This is a genomic window from Amycolatopsis ponsaeliensis, from assembly GCF_030182635.1.
GTDB classification, from domain to species: Bacteria; Actinomycetota; Actinomycetes; order Mycobacteriales; family Pseudonocardiaceae; genus Amycolatopsis; species Amycolatopsis ponsaeliensis.
The window spans coordinates 40,109-54,197 of the sequence record NZ_JAPZLD010000021.1 but is presented as its reverse complement, the minus strand read 5'-3'; the positions used below and the strand labels follow the sequence as shown (position 1 = coordinate 54,197).

Annotated in this window: 11 protein-coding genes; 3 read left to right on the top strand and 8 right to left on the bottom strand. The window is 70.7% G+C overall.

From position 1 onward, the window contains the following. Nucleotides 1–8: 8 nt before the first annotated feature. The 3 genes from glmM to rplM all read right to left on the bottom strand — a co-directional run bounded on the left by glmM (nt 9) and on the right by rplM (nt 2,672). Complete coding sequence (gene glmM / locus QQ657_RS29000; protein ID WP_284745423.1) at nt 9–1,343, bottom strand: phosphoglucosamine mutase; 1,335 nt, start codon at nt 1,341–1,343, stop codon at nt 9–11. Between the two features lie 283 nt (nt 1,344–1,626). After that, nucleotides 1,627–2,205: a 30S ribosomal protein S9 gene (rpsI, locus tag QQ657_RS28995; protein WP_284745422.1), complete on the bottom strand. Its 579-nt coding sequence runs from the start codon at nt 2,203–2,205 to the stop codon at nt 1,627–1,629. A gap of 14 nt (nt 2,206–2,219) precedes the next feature. Beyond that, nucleotides 2,220–2,672 (bottom strand): 50S ribosomal protein L13, encoded by a 453-nt coding sequence (gene rplM / locus QQ657_RS28990; RefSeq protein ID WP_284745421.1) that lies wholly within the window; start codon nt 2,670–2,672, stop codon nt 2,220–2,222. Nucleotides 2,673–2,934: 262 nt separating this feature from the next. On the opposite strand from rplM, the gene QQ657_RS28985 reads away from it, so the two are divergent. Together QQ657_RS28985 and QQ657_RS28980 are read left to right on the top strand one after the other, a co-directional pair. After that, complete coding sequence (locus QQ657_RS28985; RefSeq protein WP_284745420.1) at nt 2,935–3,828, top strand: hypothetical protein; 894 nt, start codon at nt 2,935–2,937, stop codon at nt 3,826–3,828. A gap of 29 nt (nt 3,829–3,857) precedes the next feature. After that, nucleotides 3,858–4,592: a DUF4333 domain-containing protein gene (locus tag QQ657_RS28980; protein WP_284745419.1), complete on the top strand. Its 735-nt coding sequence runs from the start codon at nt 3,858–3,860 to the stop codon at nt 4,590–4,592. Nucleotides 4,593–4,704: 112 nt separating this feature from the next. Here QQ657_RS28980 and QQ657_RS28975 read toward each other — a convergent pair whose 3' ends face one another. The 5 genes from QQ657_RS28975 to eccCa all read right to left on the bottom strand — a co-directional run bounded on the left by QQ657_RS28975 (nt 4,705) and on the right by eccCa (nt 12,246). Beyond that, entirely contained in the window at nt 4,705–4,998 is a 294-nt protein-coding gene (locus QQ657_RS28975) for a WXG100 family type VII secretion target (RefSeq protein WP_284745418.1), read from the bottom strand. Nucleotides 4,999–5,060: 62 nt separating this feature from the next. Further along, the gene (locus QQ657_RS28970; RefSeq protein ID WP_284745417.1) at nt 5,061–5,384 is read right to left on the bottom strand and encodes a WXG100 family type VII secretion target; all 324 of its coding nucleotides are present in this window, start codon (nt 5,382–5,384) and stop codon (nt 5,061–5,063) included. Between the two features lie 252 nt (nt 5,385–5,636). Then, nucleotides 5,637–5,933: a hypothetical protein gene (locus QQ657_RS28965; RefSeq protein ID WP_434056791.1), complete on the bottom strand. Its 297-nt coding sequence runs from the start codon at nt 5,931–5,933 to the stop codon at nt 5,637–5,639. Between the two features lie 168 nt (nt 5,934–6,101). Then, a complete protein-coding gene (locus QQ657_RS28960; protein WP_284745415.1) occupies nt 6,102–8,129 on the bottom strand; it encodes a type VII secretion-associated protein in 2,028 nt (675 codons plus the stop codon). A 103-nt stretch (nt 8,130–8,232) separates the two neighbouring features. Then, on the bottom strand, nt 8,233–12,246 hold the full coding sequence (gene eccCa, locus QQ657_RS28955; protein ID WP_284745414.1) for a type VII secretion protein EccCa: 4,014 nt from the start codon (nt 12,244–12,246) through the stop codon (nt 8,233–8,235). 470 nt (nt 12,247–12,716) lie between these two features. On the opposite strand from eccCa, the gene eccD reads away from it, so the two are divergent. Beyond that, a complete protein-coding gene (gene eccD / locus QQ657_RS28950; RefSeq protein ID WP_284745413.1) occupies nt 12,717–14,081 on the top strand; it encodes a type VII secretion integral membrane protein EccD in 1,365 nt (454 codons plus the stop codon). Nucleotides 14,082–14,089 lie beyond the last annotated feature (8 nt).

The window sequence follows — 14,089 nt, the reverse complement described above, 5'->3', positions numbered from 1 at the left end:
ACGACGGGTTACGAGACCGCTGAGACGACGCCGGCCAGGCGGTCGGCCGCGGCCTGGGCCGTGGTCTGCGCCGTGGCCTCCACCATCACGCGGACCAGCTGCTCGGTGCCGGACGGGCGCAGCAGCACCCGGCCCTCCTCGCCCAGCTCGGCCTCGACCTCGCCGACGGCGTCGCGGACCTCGCTGGAGTCCGCCACCGCCGCCTTGTCCGCGACCGGGACGTTCACCAGGACCTGCGGCAGCCGGTTCATCACGGCCGCCAGGTCTTCGAGGGACTTGCCCGTCTCGGCCATGCGGCTCATCAGGCGCAGCGCCGTGAGCAGGCCGTCGCCGGTGGTGGCGTGCGCCGGCAGCACGACGTGGCCGGACTGCTCGCCGCCGAGGGCGAAGCCGCTCGCGCGCAGCTCCTCGAGGACGTACCGGTCGCCGACCGCCGTCGTGACGACCGCGATGCCGTGGGCCTTCATCGCCAGGTGCAGGCCGAGGTTGCTCATCACGGTCGCGACCAGCGTGTCCTTGACCAGCTCGCCGGACTCGGAGAACGCGAGGGCCAGCACCGCCATGATCTGGTCGCCGTCCACCAGCTCGCCGGCGGAGTCGACGGCCACGCAGCGGTCGGCGTCGCCGTCGTGGGCGATGCCGAGGTCGGCGCCGTGCTTGACGACCGCCTCGCGCAGCTTGTCGGGGTGGTTCGAGCCGCAGTGCTCGTTGATGTTGACGCCGTCCGGCTCCGCGTACAGCGCGACGACCTCGGCGCCGGCACGGCGGTAGACCTCGGGGGCGGCGGCCGACGACGCGCCGTTCGCGCAGTCGACGACGACCTTCAGCCCGGCGAGCGAGTGCGGCGTGGCGCCGAGCAGGTGGGTGGCGTAGCGGTCGAGGGCGTCGTCGACGTCGTGGACGCGGCCCACGCCGGCGCCGGTCGGGCGGACCTTGCCGGCCGCGATGCCGGCTTCGATCTCGTCCTCGATGCCGTCGGGGAGCTTGTGCCCGCCCGAGGCGAAGAGCTTGATGCCGTTGTCGGGCATCGGGTTGTGCGACGCGGAGATCATCACGCCGAGGTCGGCCTCGAGCGAGCCGACCAGGTAGGCGACGGCCGGCGTCGGCAGCACGCCGACGCGGAGCACGTCGGCTCCCGCGGAGGTGAGGCCCGCGACGACGGCGGCTTCGAGCATCTCGCCGCTGGCGCGCGGGTCGCGGCCGACGACCGCGACCGGCCGGTGCGAGCGGTCGTGCGCGGCGAGCACCCGGGCGGCGCTGGCCGCCACCGCCAGCGCCAGCTCCGGCGTCAGCTCGGCGTTGGCCAGGCCACGGACCCCGTCGGTACCGAACAGGCGTGCCATCGATCGACCTCCTCAGTGTGGTTGCGGCAGCGCAACCGACCACGACAACGTAGCGGCCCTCCCGGGCCGCGCTACCCCTGGATGTCGCTCCGGACCCCCGAAACGACACAGGCTCGTTCGTCACCAATCCGACCACTGTCACGGCCGAACCGGCCCTTGGCAACGGCTGCGTGCCGCTCGGGGGCCGGCCTGCTTTCGGCCGGATCGGTAACCCCGGTAAAAACGCCGAAGCGCCCATCCGATGGACGGATGGGCGCTCCGGTGGGTTGCGCCAGAGGCGCGATCAGCGCTTGCTGTACTGCGGGGCCTTACGGGCCTTCTTGAGGCCGTACTTCTTCCGCTCCGTGGCGCGCGCGTCACGGGTCAGGAAGCCGGCCTTCTTGAGGGCCGGGCGGTCGTCGGCGTCGACCTCGATGAGCGCGCGGGCGATCGCCAGGCGCAGCGCGCCCGCCTGACCCGAGACGCCGCCACCGTGCAGGTTGGCGAAGATGTCGAACGAGTCCGGCTTCTCGACCAGGACCAGCGGGTCCTTGATGAGCTGCTGGTGCACCTTGTTCGGGAAGTACTCCTCGAGGGTGCGGCCGTTGAGCTTGAACTCGCCGGTGCCCGGGACGACCCGGACGCGGACGACGGCTTCCTTGCGGCGACCGACGGTCTGCGCGTTGCCGCCGGCGGCACGCGACGGGCGCGGCGCGGCAGCGGACTCGCTGGTCGCGACGGGCGTCTCGCTGGTCGAGACCGGCGTCTCGCTGGTGGCGACCGGCGTCTCGCTGGTGGCGACGGGGGTCTCGCTGGTCTCGACGGCGCCGGTCTCGGTCGCCTCGGTCGTGACCTCGGCGGTCTCGGTCTCGGTGCTGGTCACAGACTGTTCCTCACTCACTGCGCGACCTGCGCGATCTTGGTGATCTCGCGCACCTGCGGCTGCTGCGCGGTGTGCGGGTGCTGCGGGCCGGCGTAGACCTTCAGCTTCTTCGCCTGGGCGCGGCCGAGCTTGTTCTTCGGCAGCATGCCCTTGACGACCTTCTCGAGAAGGTGTTCGGGCTTGGTGTCGAGCAGCTCGCCGAACGAGCGCTTCCGCAGGCCGCCCGGGTAACCGCTGTGCCGGTACGCGAACTTCTGCTCGCGCTTGTTTCCGGTGAGCGCGACCTTCTCGGCGTTGACGATGATGACGAAGTCACCGGTGTCCACGTGCGGGGCGTAGGTCGGCTTGTGCTTGCCGCGCAGCAGCGTGGCGACCTCGGTCGCGAGCCGGCCGAGCACGACATCCTCGGCGTCGATCACGTGCCAGGCACGAGTGACGTCGCCGGGCTTGGGGCTGTACGTGGGCAAGGGTCTACCTCGTCGTCAACATTGCGTGTGGGTTCTGTGCGGGCCTAGCGCGCTGATGCGCCGCAACGCACAACGACATATGAAGATACCCCCACGTCCGCCGCGGCCACGCATCGGGGGTGGGTCCAGGGGCCGGAACAGTCCCGGCCCGGGGCGACTCTACCCGGTTTTCCCGCCGAAGTGCCTGCACTCGCCGCCTCGACACGCGAGGATGAGACGATCCGGGCGACACAGCGCTTTCCATCGGATGCAGGGGACGGCGATGAGCAAACGACCGACGGTGATCTTCGTCCTGGCGGCCGTCCTGGCCCTGGTCAGCGCCTGCGGCACGGCCAAGGCGGGCACGGCGCTGCCGAAGGGCGACGACGCGGCGGACTACGTCGGCGGCAAGTTCGAGCAGGTCATCGGCAAGCTCGGGGACGCCATCACCGACACGCGCGACGTCACCAACTCGCTGGACGCCTACTTCAAGTTCGACGACAAGTGGATCCACAGCACCGTGACGTCGGCGCGCACCGGCAGCCCGGAGAGCCGGGCGGTGCGGCACCGGTCGCAGAAGAACCCCGACGAGATCATCGACACGTACACGCCTGCCGACGGCGCGGTCGAGTACACCTACCTCGGCCCGATGTACGTCCAGAAGGGCGTCTCGCCGACGGCGTGGGTGTCCATGCCGAAGCCCGAGGCCGGCCTGATCCTGCCGTGCGCCTGGGGTGGCGTGCTGACCCCGTGCCGGATGGCGGACTCGACCGTGGACGCCTACCAGGCCGACAAGCGCGCGGTCCGCGGCGCCAAGAGCCTCGGCGACGGGAAGACCGCGCTGACGGTCAACGTGCCGTTCGAGATCTTCGTCAAGAACAAGGTCGAGATCCTGCCGCAGAGCATCGTCAGCCAGGTCGGGCCCGAGCTGAAGAAGGCCATGGTGCCGACCACGATCACGCTGAACCCCGACGGCAGCCTGGTCTCGTTCGTGATGGACGCCAAGTTCTCCGGCGACGGCCACCAGCTGGAGCTCAAGTACGACTTCCGGTTCACCGGCAAGGCCAGCCTGCAGGACATGCCGAAGCTGCCGGACGCGTCGCAGATCACGGTGCTGCCCGACCGGGCCGCCATGGACGACTTCTACCGCCGGCTCGGCGAAGCGCAGGGCAGCTGAACCGTGGCCACGACCCGAGGTGACCTCCGATGACACCGCCGTCCCAGCCGCCCGACCCGCAGCAGCCGCAGTGGTGGCAGCCGCCGGCGAACCCGCCTCAGCAGCCGGGTGCCTGGCAACCCGAACAGCAGGCGACCGGCCCGCACGCCGGGCAGTGGCAGCAGAACGCGGACCCGGGCGCGGCGTCGGGTTCCTACACCGGCCAGTGGAACCAGGCGCAGCAGCCCGGCACCAGCGGGTCGTTCTCGGGCCCGTGGCAGCCGGGACAGCCCGCCGGCGGGCCGTGGCAGCCACCGTCCCAGCCGACGCCCCAGCAGCCGGGCACGCCCGGTGGCGGGTGGCCGGCTGCTGGGGCGTCCGGGCCGCCGGGACAACAGCAGTACGGCGGCGGGTTCCAGCCCACGCAGTACGGCGGCCTCGGCGCGTTCGCCGCCGAGCCGGGGAAGAAGCCGAAGTCGAAGAAGCCGTTGCTGATCGCCGGAGCCGTCGTGCTGGTGCTCGTCGTCGGCGGCGGGGCGGCGTGGCTCCTGGGCGCGTTCCGCGGGAACGTGCTCGAGCAGCAGTCCCTCGAGGACGGTGTGGTCAAGGTCCTCAACGAGAACTACGGCGAGCCGGACGTGAAGAACGCGCAGTGCCCGGCGAACGAAGCCGCCGAGAACGGCACGACGTTCGACTGCACGGTGAAGATCGGCGGGCAGGACAAGAAGGTGACGGTGCGGGTGCTCAACGACCGGCCCGAGTACGAGGTCGGCGCACCGCACTGAGTTTCCCTTGGCGCGCAGGCTCTGTTGTCCGCAAAGGACTCTGTTGCCATAAACGAAAACGGCGGGCCCCGCACCGAAGTGCGGGCCCGCCGTGGTTTCCGGGACTACCGGCTCAGAACAGGCCTTCGACGGCGGTGTCCGTCGACTGGTAACCGTCGGCGATCTGCGGCAGGGCGGCGGCGATCTGCGCCAGAACCTGCTTCAGGTCCTCGAACTTCTGGTCCCAGGTGCGCTGGGCCTGGTCGTACTGCTCCTTGGCGGAACCGGTCCAGGTGGTGATCAGCGGCTTGAGGTCGTCCTTGAGGCGGTCGAAAGCCTGCTGCAGCTCGCCGCCGGTCTGCTGGCAGTCGTCCGCGGCAGCGCGGATGGTGGCGTAATTGACGACAATGCCGGCGTCACTGGGCATGATGCGCTCCTTCTGTGCTGAGAAAGTTCAGGTGGGTGAAAAGAAAAGTTCCGGTGTGACGCTCAGCCGAGCGCGTCGAAACCACGGTTGACCGCGCCCAGGATCTCCTGCTGCTGCTGCTCGGACTTCTCGTACTTCGAACCGGCCTCGCGGAGCAGTTCCGCGATCTTCTGGAGGGCCTGGTTCATCTGACGAGCGTCGTCGTCGAAGCGCATCATGACGTGGTCGAACGCCTTCTGGGCCTCGCCCTGCCAGCCGGCGCGGGTGGCCTCGATGCGGTCGCGCAGCGTGGACAGGTTGGCGTCCATGCCCGCGCGGACCTCGGTGACCTTGCCCTCGGCGTCGGTGAACTGGGCAACTGTCCCTGTGAATCCGGATCCAGCCATGGTTGGAACCCCCTTCTGAAGAGTGGTTGTCCGTACGAAGCTCGTTCGTTTGTACGGCCCTACGACGCAGACATTGCCATGCCCGGTTCCCCCTTGTCGTGCTTTGCCCGCAAGTAGTTGCTTGCGTGAACGCTCGTGCCGGGAACCGATCGCCGCGAGTATTCCGCGAGTGCCACGAACCGGCGAAGCGTCACTCGGAAAAGTGTTCTCCACCAGCGTGGTTAGCACACGCACAGCGATCGCCGGACGCCTTCACCGATCGCGTCCCATGATTCGCATCTGGGAAAAGTCTTCGTCCTCGTCACCCGTTCGAGGGGCACGAGCGGAGGATTGCGAACGCGAAGGAACCGAATCGGCCGGATCCGGAACCGCCGGGACCGCCAGACCGCGGGCGCGGCGGAACCGCTCGGCGGCCGCGCGCAGGGTGCCGGGAGTCGGATCGCCGGACTTCGCGCCGCGGCCACTGCGCTTCAGCAGTTCGACGTTTTCGCTGTGGTGGCGCCGGCTGCGCGCCTTCGCGTTCCCGGTGACGCGCCGGGCGTGCGTCACCGCGTCTTCGCCGGTGCGCCGGAAGGCCGACGCGGCGCTTTCGAACTCTTCGGACGGCACCGCGTGCCTTCCTCTCTTCAGAATCTTGTTCAGCCGTCGGCCGGCGCAAGCGTCACCGCAAGCGGTCGGCTGCCGACCCGTAGCGCCGACCTGACCAGAATAAGGTTCTCAGTTGAGGATCTCGACCGTGCGCACGGCCTGCGTGCAGGCGGCGGCGACCCGGTCGCGCAGCTGCGACGTGGCGTACTGGCAGCCGACGTGGACCCGGATCCGGCCCTTCGCCACGACGTACCAGTCGACCTGGAGGTCGGGGCGGTCCTTCTTGATCTCGTGGTAGCCGATCACGGTCTTGCCCGCGTACGACAGGCTCGGGTTGAACGAGCTGTACTGGCTGGGCACGTCGTCCACGCCGGTCTTGATGTAGTCCACCAGCTTCTGCGGCTCCGCCGTCGCGTCGTAGTCCATGACGAACTCCTGGGCGACCAGGAGGTCGTTGCCGTCTCGGGACTCCTGCGGGTGGATGACGACCTGGCGCTGGGCGACCCGGTCGTCGGTCTGCACCCAGTCCTCGGGCGAGACGAACTTGAAGTCGTACTGCGAGAGCGTCCGGCCGGTCTCGGCCTGGCTCCCGGAGTCGCTGAACACGACGATCCCGGTGACGACGAGCGCGGCCACGACGACCACGGCACCGGCGACGATCCCCCAGAGCTTCCCGCGGCCGGGCTTCTTCTCCGGCTGCGCGGAGGCCCCACCGGGGCGGTTGCCCCCTGGGCCGCCCGGCGCGGACTGGCCGGCGGGCGGGGTCCACGGCGGCCGGGCCACCGGCTGTCCGTGGGGCGGTGACGGCGGCGGGGCCGCGCGGTTCGGGAACCCGTTGGACGGCGGGCCGGACGGCAGGCGCGGTGGCGTCGGCCGCTGCCCCGCGTCGCCGGGGCGGGGGGCGACGTCGCCGGGGCGGACGACCTCGGTGCGCTGCGCCGCCGGGTTGAGGGCGCCACCGGGCACCGCGCCCATCCGCGCCATCGCCTCGCCGGGCAGCGAGCCCGTGCGGTCCGGGTCCACCAGCACCGCCCGCAGCGCGCCGCGCGCGACCACGGTCTCGGGCTGGTCGAGGCTCGTCGGCACGACGCCGGTGCGTTCGTGCACCAGCCGCGAGATCATCGGGATCCGGCTCGACCCGCCGACCAGGAAGATCGCCGTGAGCTGCTTCGGCCGCAGGCCGGCGTCGCCGATCGCCGCGACCGTCAGCTCCACCGCGCGCCCCAGCGGCGCCGTGATGAGCCGTTCGAGGTCTTCGCGCGTCACGTGCGCGTCCGCGAACGGCGGCGGCATCGGCACGTCGGTGTAGGCGTGCCGGGACAGCGTTTCCTTGGCTCCCCGCACGTCCTGGCGCAGCACGCGGCGGCGGCGCCGGTCGACCAGCTCGCGCCCTTCGACGAGCTGGCGCCACGCGTCCTGGTCCGCCCCGGCCACGAGCGCGCCGACGTGCTCCAGCAGCGCCTGGTCGATGTCCGCGCCGCCGAAGGCCGGGTCGCCCCGGGTGGCCAGCACCTGGAAGCCGCCGCGTTGCGGACGGCCGGCACGGTCGCGCGCGTTGTCCGGCGGCAGCCGCCGCACGACGCTGACGTCGACCGTGCCGCCGCCGAGGTCCAGCACCGCCAGCGCGTCGCCGGGGCGGCCGCTGAACTCGACGGTGCGGTCGTTCGTCACGTCCTGCGGCGCGAACGTCGCCGCGTGGTAGACCGCCGCTGCGACCGGCTCGGGCACCAGCGCGACCTCGCGCGCCAGCCCGCCCGCCGCCTGCCGCAGCAGCCGGGTGCGGATGGCGCCCCAGTCCGCGGGGTGGGTCAGCACCAGCAGGTCGACCTCGGCCTCGCCGGCGAGGCGGCGCGCCTCGGCGACCGCGCGGCCCAGCACGGCGTGCACGACGTCGGTGACGCGCAGGACGCTGTCGCCGAGCAGCAGCTCGCCTTCGTCGATCCGGCGCTTCGGGTTCGGCTCGTACCGCGACGGGTCGACGGCCGCCTGCCGCTCGGCCTCCTGGCCGACGAACAGCGTGCCGTCCGCCGCCGCGAACACCGCCGAGGACATCAGCGGCTGGCCGTCGATCACCACGACCTGCGGATCGCGCCCGTTCATCGAGGCGACGACACAGGTGCTCGACGTCCCGAAGTCCACCGCAACCCGGACCGTCACCAGCAGCTCCCGCAGATTTTGTCGCGTTCCCCCGCGCCCGGCCGACAGGGCGCGCCCTCGCGAAGGAACCTACTCTTCGCCGCTGCGCGCCCCATCGCCGTACCTAGTCGGGCTGGATCCACGACACCTGGATCAGCTGCTTGCCGGCCTTGCGGGTCAGCAGGTTGCCCCGGCCCGGCGGCATCGCGCTGGCCTTGATGTTGCCGACCAGCGCACCCTCGTCCCGCGAACCGTTCATGACCATGCCCGGCGCCGCGATCTCCTTCAGCTTGCCGATGATCGGGTCGTACATCGCCTTGCTGGCACCACCCGTGCGGCGGACGACCACCAGGTGCAGGCCGACATCCTTGGCCTGCGGGAGGAAGTCGGAGATCTTCCGCAGCGGGTTGTTGCTGGAGGTGGCCACCAGGTCGTAGTCGTCGACCAGGATGAACAACTCCGGCCCCTTCCACCACGACCGCGTCTTCAACTGCTCCTGCGTGACATCCGGGCCGGGCAGGCGACGGGTCATCGAGTTGAAGACGTCGCTGACCATGCTTTCCAGCTGCGCCGCCGAGACCGCGTAGCCGAGCAGCGAGTCGCCCTGGACGAACCCGAGCATCGTGCGCCGGTAGTCGACCAGCAGGATCAACGCTTCCTTCGCGGTGAACCGCTCGGAGATACCGCGGGCGATCTGCCGCAACAGGTTCGTCTTCCCCGACTCGCCGTCGGCGAACGCGTAGAAGTGCGGTTCGGCGTTGAAGTCCAGGTAGATCGGCTGCAGGTCCTCTTCGTTGACGCCGATCGGGATCAGCTTCGAGTCGCGGTGCGCGTCGAGCTTCAGCACGTCCTCGTAGGTGATCATCTCCGGCAGCAGGCGCACCTGCGGCGCGACCCGGCCGCGCCAGGCGGCCCTGATCTTCGCCACCGCATCGGTCACGCCGGCCGCGATGGTCTCCGGGTCGCTCGACCCGTCGATCCGCGGCAGGCCGCCGAGCAGGTGCAGCTTCTCCCGCGTCAGGCCCCGGCCCGGCCGCCCGGTCGGGATGTTGACCGCGACCCGGCGGTCGATGTCCGACTCGGTCGGGTCACCGAGGCGCAGCTCGAACCGGGTCCCGATCATGTCCTTGATCGCCGGGCGGATGTCCGCCCAGCGGTTGGCGGCGATGATGACGTGCACGCCGTAGGACAGACCCTGGGTCGCGATGCGGGTGATCGTGGTCTCGAGCTCTTCGAAGTCATCCCGCAGGGCCCGCCAGCCGTCGACGACGAGGAACGCGTCACCGAACGGGTCCTGGTCCGCGCGGATCTCGCCGCGGCGCTTGCGGTTGCGGAACTCGGTCATCGAGTCGATGCCCATCGCCCCGAACCGGCCTTCCCGCTCGGTGAGCAGGGTGGTCAGCTCGGCCACGATCCGGCGGGCCTTGTCCGGCTCACGCCGGGCGACCGCGACACCACCGACGTGCGGCAGGTCCGCCAGGCCCGCGAGGGTGCCACCACCGAGGTCGAGGCAGTAGAACTGCGCCTCTTCCGGCGTGTGCGTCAACGCCATCGACATGATCAACGTGCGGAGCATCGTCGACTTGCCCGACTGCGGACCGCCCACGATCACACCGTGGCCGGCCGCACCCGAGAAGTCCGCCCACAGCGGGTCACGGCGCTGCTCATACGGCCGGTCGACGATGCCCAGCGGCACCTGCAGCCGGCTGTTGCCGAAGAAGCCGACCGGGGACAGGCCCCGGTCGTCGGTCGGGTTCAGGTTCGGCAGCAGCGTGTCGAGCGAGTTCGGGTCCTTCAGCGGCGGCAGCCACACCTCGTGCGCCGGCGGGCCCTGCCCGATCAGCCGCGAGACGATGACGTCCAGCTCGGACGGCTCGACCGCCTCTTCGGACTGCGGGGCCGCGGCCACCGGGGCTGCTTCGATCAGCTCCGGCTCCGGTTCCTTCGGCAGCTCCACGAAGTCCGGGACGAACAGCTGCGGCCGCTTGTCGGCGCGGACCACGGTCGCCGCCGGGCCCGCCGCCTGGATGCCGGCCGGGCGATAGGGGCCCGAGACGTAGGACGCCTTGAACCGCACCAGCGTCGACGTGTCGAACTTGAGGTACCCGCCACCGGGGACCGAGGGCAGCTCGAACGCGTCCGGCACGCCGATCGCGGCGCGGGATTCCGCCGCGGAGAACGTCTTCAGGCCGATCCGGTAGGACAGGTGCGAGTCCAGACCGCGCAGCTTGCCCTCTTCCAGCCGCTGGGAGGCGAGCAGCATGTGCATCTGCAGCGACCGGCCCAGCCGGCCGATCGCGACGAACAAGTCGATGAAGTCCGGCTTCGCCGCCAGCAGTTCGGAGAACTCGTCACAGACGATGAACAGTGCGGGCAGCGGGTCGAGGTCAGCGCCGTTTTCGCGGGCTTTCTCGTACTCCCAGACGTTCTTGAAGTTACCGCCGTTCTTCAGCGCTTCCTGCCGGCGGTTCATCTCGCCGGCCAGCGCGTCCTTCATGCGGTCGACCAGCGTGACCTCGTCCGCGAGGTTGGTGATGACCGCGGAGACGTGCGGAGCCTTGTCCAACCCCAGGAACGTCGCGCCACCCTTGAAGTCGACGAGGACGAAGTTGAGCGTGCTCGACGAGTGCGTGGCGAGCATGCCCAGCACCAGCGTCCGCAGGAACTCCGACTTACCGGAACCGGTCGCGCCGATGCACAGGCCGTGCGGGCCCATGCCTTCCGCGGCCGCTTCCTTGATGTCCAGCTCGACCGGCTGGCCGTATTCGCCGACACCGAACGGGACGCGGTAGCGGTCGCGGATCGGGCGGGGCCGCCACGCCTGCTGCACGTCGAAGGTCATCGGGTCGCCCGGGATGCCGAGCAGCTCCAGCAGCGACGGGTTGGACAGCAGCGGCTCTTCGTCGCCGACGTCCTGCCCGGCCGCGCCACCGACGCGGTACGGCGAGATCAGGCGGGCCAGCGACTCGGTCTCGACCAAGCTGAGGGTGTCCGGGCGGCCGAACCACTCGACACCGCCGGCACTGCGCGCACCGAGGCGGTCGGCTTCGACGACCAGCCGCAGGCCGCGGCGGGCGGCGAGGTTGCCGAGGGAGTCGGACAGGTCGACCAGCGTGACGCCGACCAGGCCCTCTTCGAGGACGATCTGCTCTTCGCGGGTGACCTCGGCGTCGTCGATGATGATCACGACGTGCGGCTGGTCCGGCGCCGGCGTGGCGTTGCGGGAGAACCGCTGGCGGTCACGGAGCTCTTCGTCGAGCCAGTTTTCGATCTGGGCCAGCGAACCGGCCATCATCCGCAGCTGGCCGATGCCGTCGGCCAGGGTCGGGTGCTGGGCGTGCGGGAGCCACTTCGCCCACTCCCACTCCTCCTTCGCCCGGCCCGCGGTGGCGACCGCGATCAGCACGTCGTCGGGGCTGTGGAAGGTGACCATCTGCGCGAGCATCGCGCGGGTCAGGCCGCGGGTCAGCGCCCGGTCGCCCTGCATGCTCACCGCGGCGAACCCGCGCAGGGTGATCTGGGTCGGCAGGTCCGGCACGATCGAGTGCGCGCGCACGAACCGGCGCAGCGCGAGGGTGGCGATCGGCTCCAGCTCGTCGACCGGCCCGGTCTGCGGCGGGACCAGCCGCGTCGCGAGGCGGTGCGAGCTGCGCCCGACGCGCAGGTGCAGGAAGTCCTGATCGTTCTGGCGGCGTTCCCACATGCGGCGGCTGGCGGCCAGCGACCACAGGGACTGGGGATCGGGGTGCACCCACTCGAGCGCGGCGCGCTGGTCGACCATCGCCTCGCGGGCGCGGTCGCGCATCTGGCCCAGGTAACGCAGGTAGTCCTTGCGGTCCTCGTCCATCTCGGCGCGCTTGGCGCCACCGCCCTTGCCGCCACCGCCGGCCATCATCCCGAGCGTGCCGACGACCATCATGCCGCCCATGGCCATCATCATCGGGTTCCGGTTGCTGGCCTGGAACATGAAGACCATCATCCCGAGCGACGCGACGATCATGACGATCGGCAGCGCCTTCATGACGATGTTGCCGGGGATGACCCGGGGCACCTCGGGCGGCGGCTCGAGGTGCACCTCACCGCCCGGCGGGCGTGGTGCCGCCAGCCGCGGCGACTTCTTGAACTGCAGCGTGCTCATCGAAGGACCCCTCATTCAAACTCGACGATGGCGGCCACCGCTTGGTGCGCGAACAACCTATCGAACGTCCTGATGGAATTCCGGCGGATGCCGTAACCAGCCCGTGAACCCTCGACCATCCTCGCAGGCGAGTGTACGGCCCGGCACCGACAGTCATGACCGTCTCGGCAATTCCTGCTGGTCATGAGCTGTCGGTGATCACAGTCTCAGGAGGGCGATGAGCGGGAAGAGCGGGAGCGTGGCGCCGGCGACCATGGCGGCGGGTGTGCCGTCACGACGACGGAGGCAGCCCGTACTACTGCGCCGGCTGGTACCACCAGTAGCCGAAGACCTGCCCGCGACCTGCCGTTGCCGGTGATTTTCGGACGTTCGATGATGTCGGCACCGGGGTTCGGTATAAGTTCCCCCGGGAGCAGTCTCGACCGAGCGGGGGCAGTGCAGTGGCTACGGGCACGACAGTTTTCAGCAGGGTGACGGTCGTCGCGCCCTCGACGCGGATCGACGTGGCCCTGCCCGCCGACGTCGCGGTCGCCGATCTCCTGCCGATGCTGCTGGACATGGCCAAGGAGTCGTCGCCGGACGGCGGGGCCCGCCACGGTGGCTGGGCGCTCGCCAAGCTCGGGGACGCCCCGCTCGACCCGAGCCGGACCCTGGCCTCGCTCGGCGTCGTCGACGGCGAGTTGCTCCAGCTGCGCAAGCGCAACGAGAACCCGCCGCCGCCGCTCTACGACGACGTCGTCGACGCCATCGCGGAGTCCTCCCCCGACAGCTTCCGCCCCTGGACCAAGGAGACGGCGAACCGCTTCGGGCACGTCGCGGGCGGGCTGGCGCTGGTCGCCGCCGCGTTCGCGCTGTTCATGAGCGGCTCGCTCTACGGCGGCACCGCGCTCGGCGCCGCCATCGCCGGCGGCATCGGCGCGATCGCGTGCGTCGCGGTCGGCGCGACGCTCGCCAAGGCCTACAACGCGGAAGCGACCGGGGTGCTCGTCGCCGCGGCCGGCGGCCTGCCCCTGGCGTTCGTCAGCGGCTTCTACATCGTGCCCGGGCTGTCGATGCGGGCCAACCTGCTGCTCGGCGCGGTCCTCGTGATCATCGTCGCGTCGGTCTGCATCATGGTCATCGGCGCGGGCATCACGACCTTCATCGCCGCGGCCACCGCGGGCACCTTCGGCGCGCTGGCCTTCCTGTTCGGCACGCTCGTCGCGCACCCGGCGGCCGGCATCGCGGCCGGCACGGTCGCGGTCGCCCTCGCGTGCATCTCGATCCTGCCGCGCGCCACGATCTGGCTGGCGAAGCTGCCGCTGCCGCACGTCCCGGGCAGCGCGGAGGAACTCAAGGAAGACTCGGGTTTCCCGGACTACCGGGCGATCGAGCGCCGCACGGCGATCGCGCACAACTACATGACCGGCCTGATGGTCGGCTGCGGCGTCACGGTCGCGGTGTCCGCGGTCATCGCCGCGAGCGCGCCCGGCGCGTTCGGGATCATCCTGGGCGTCGTCGCGACGCTCGTGCTGCTCCTGCGCGCCCGCGCGTACGCGAACGGCAGCCAGGCGGTCGCCCTGCTCACCACGGGCCTCGTCTCGGCGACCGGGATCGCGGTCGGCTGGCTGTTCACGGCGAGCGCGCAGAACCGCCTGATCTACGTCTTCGGCATCCTGATCCTGCTGGCCGCCGGCGCGCTCGTGGTCGGCGTGATCTTCCCGAACCAGCGCTTCTCGCCGCCGCTGCGGCGCACGGTCGAGATCATCGAAGCGCTCTGCATCGCCTCGGTGCTCCCGCTCGCCCTGGGTGTGATGGACCTGTACACGACCCTGCGGCACCTGAACTTCAAGTGACCGGATCG

Coding starts and splice junctions, on each gene's coding strand:
- glmM (WP_284745423.1), bottom strand. CDS start 1,343: ATGGCACGCCTGTTCGGTACCGACGGGGTCCGTGGCCTGGCCAACGCC.
- QQ657_RS28985 (WP_284745420.1), top strand. CDS start 2,935: ATGAGCAAACGACCGACGGTGATCTTCGTCCTGGCGGCCGTCCTGGCC.
- QQ657_RS28980 (WP_284745419.1), top strand. CDS start 3,858: ATGACACCGCCGTCCCAGCCGCCCGACCCGCAGCAGCCGCAGTGGTGG.
- QQ657_RS28975 (WP_284745418.1), bottom strand. CDS start 4,998: ATGCCCAGTGACGCCGGCATTGTCGTCAATTACGCCACCATCCGCGCT.
- QQ657_RS28970 (WP_284745417.1), bottom strand. CDS start 5,384: ATGGCTGGATCCGGATTCACAGGGACAGTTGCCCAGTTCACCGACGCC.
- eccCa (WP_284745414.1), bottom strand. CDS start 12,246: ATGAGCACGCTGCAGTTCAAGAAGTCGCCGCGGCTGGCGGCACCACGC.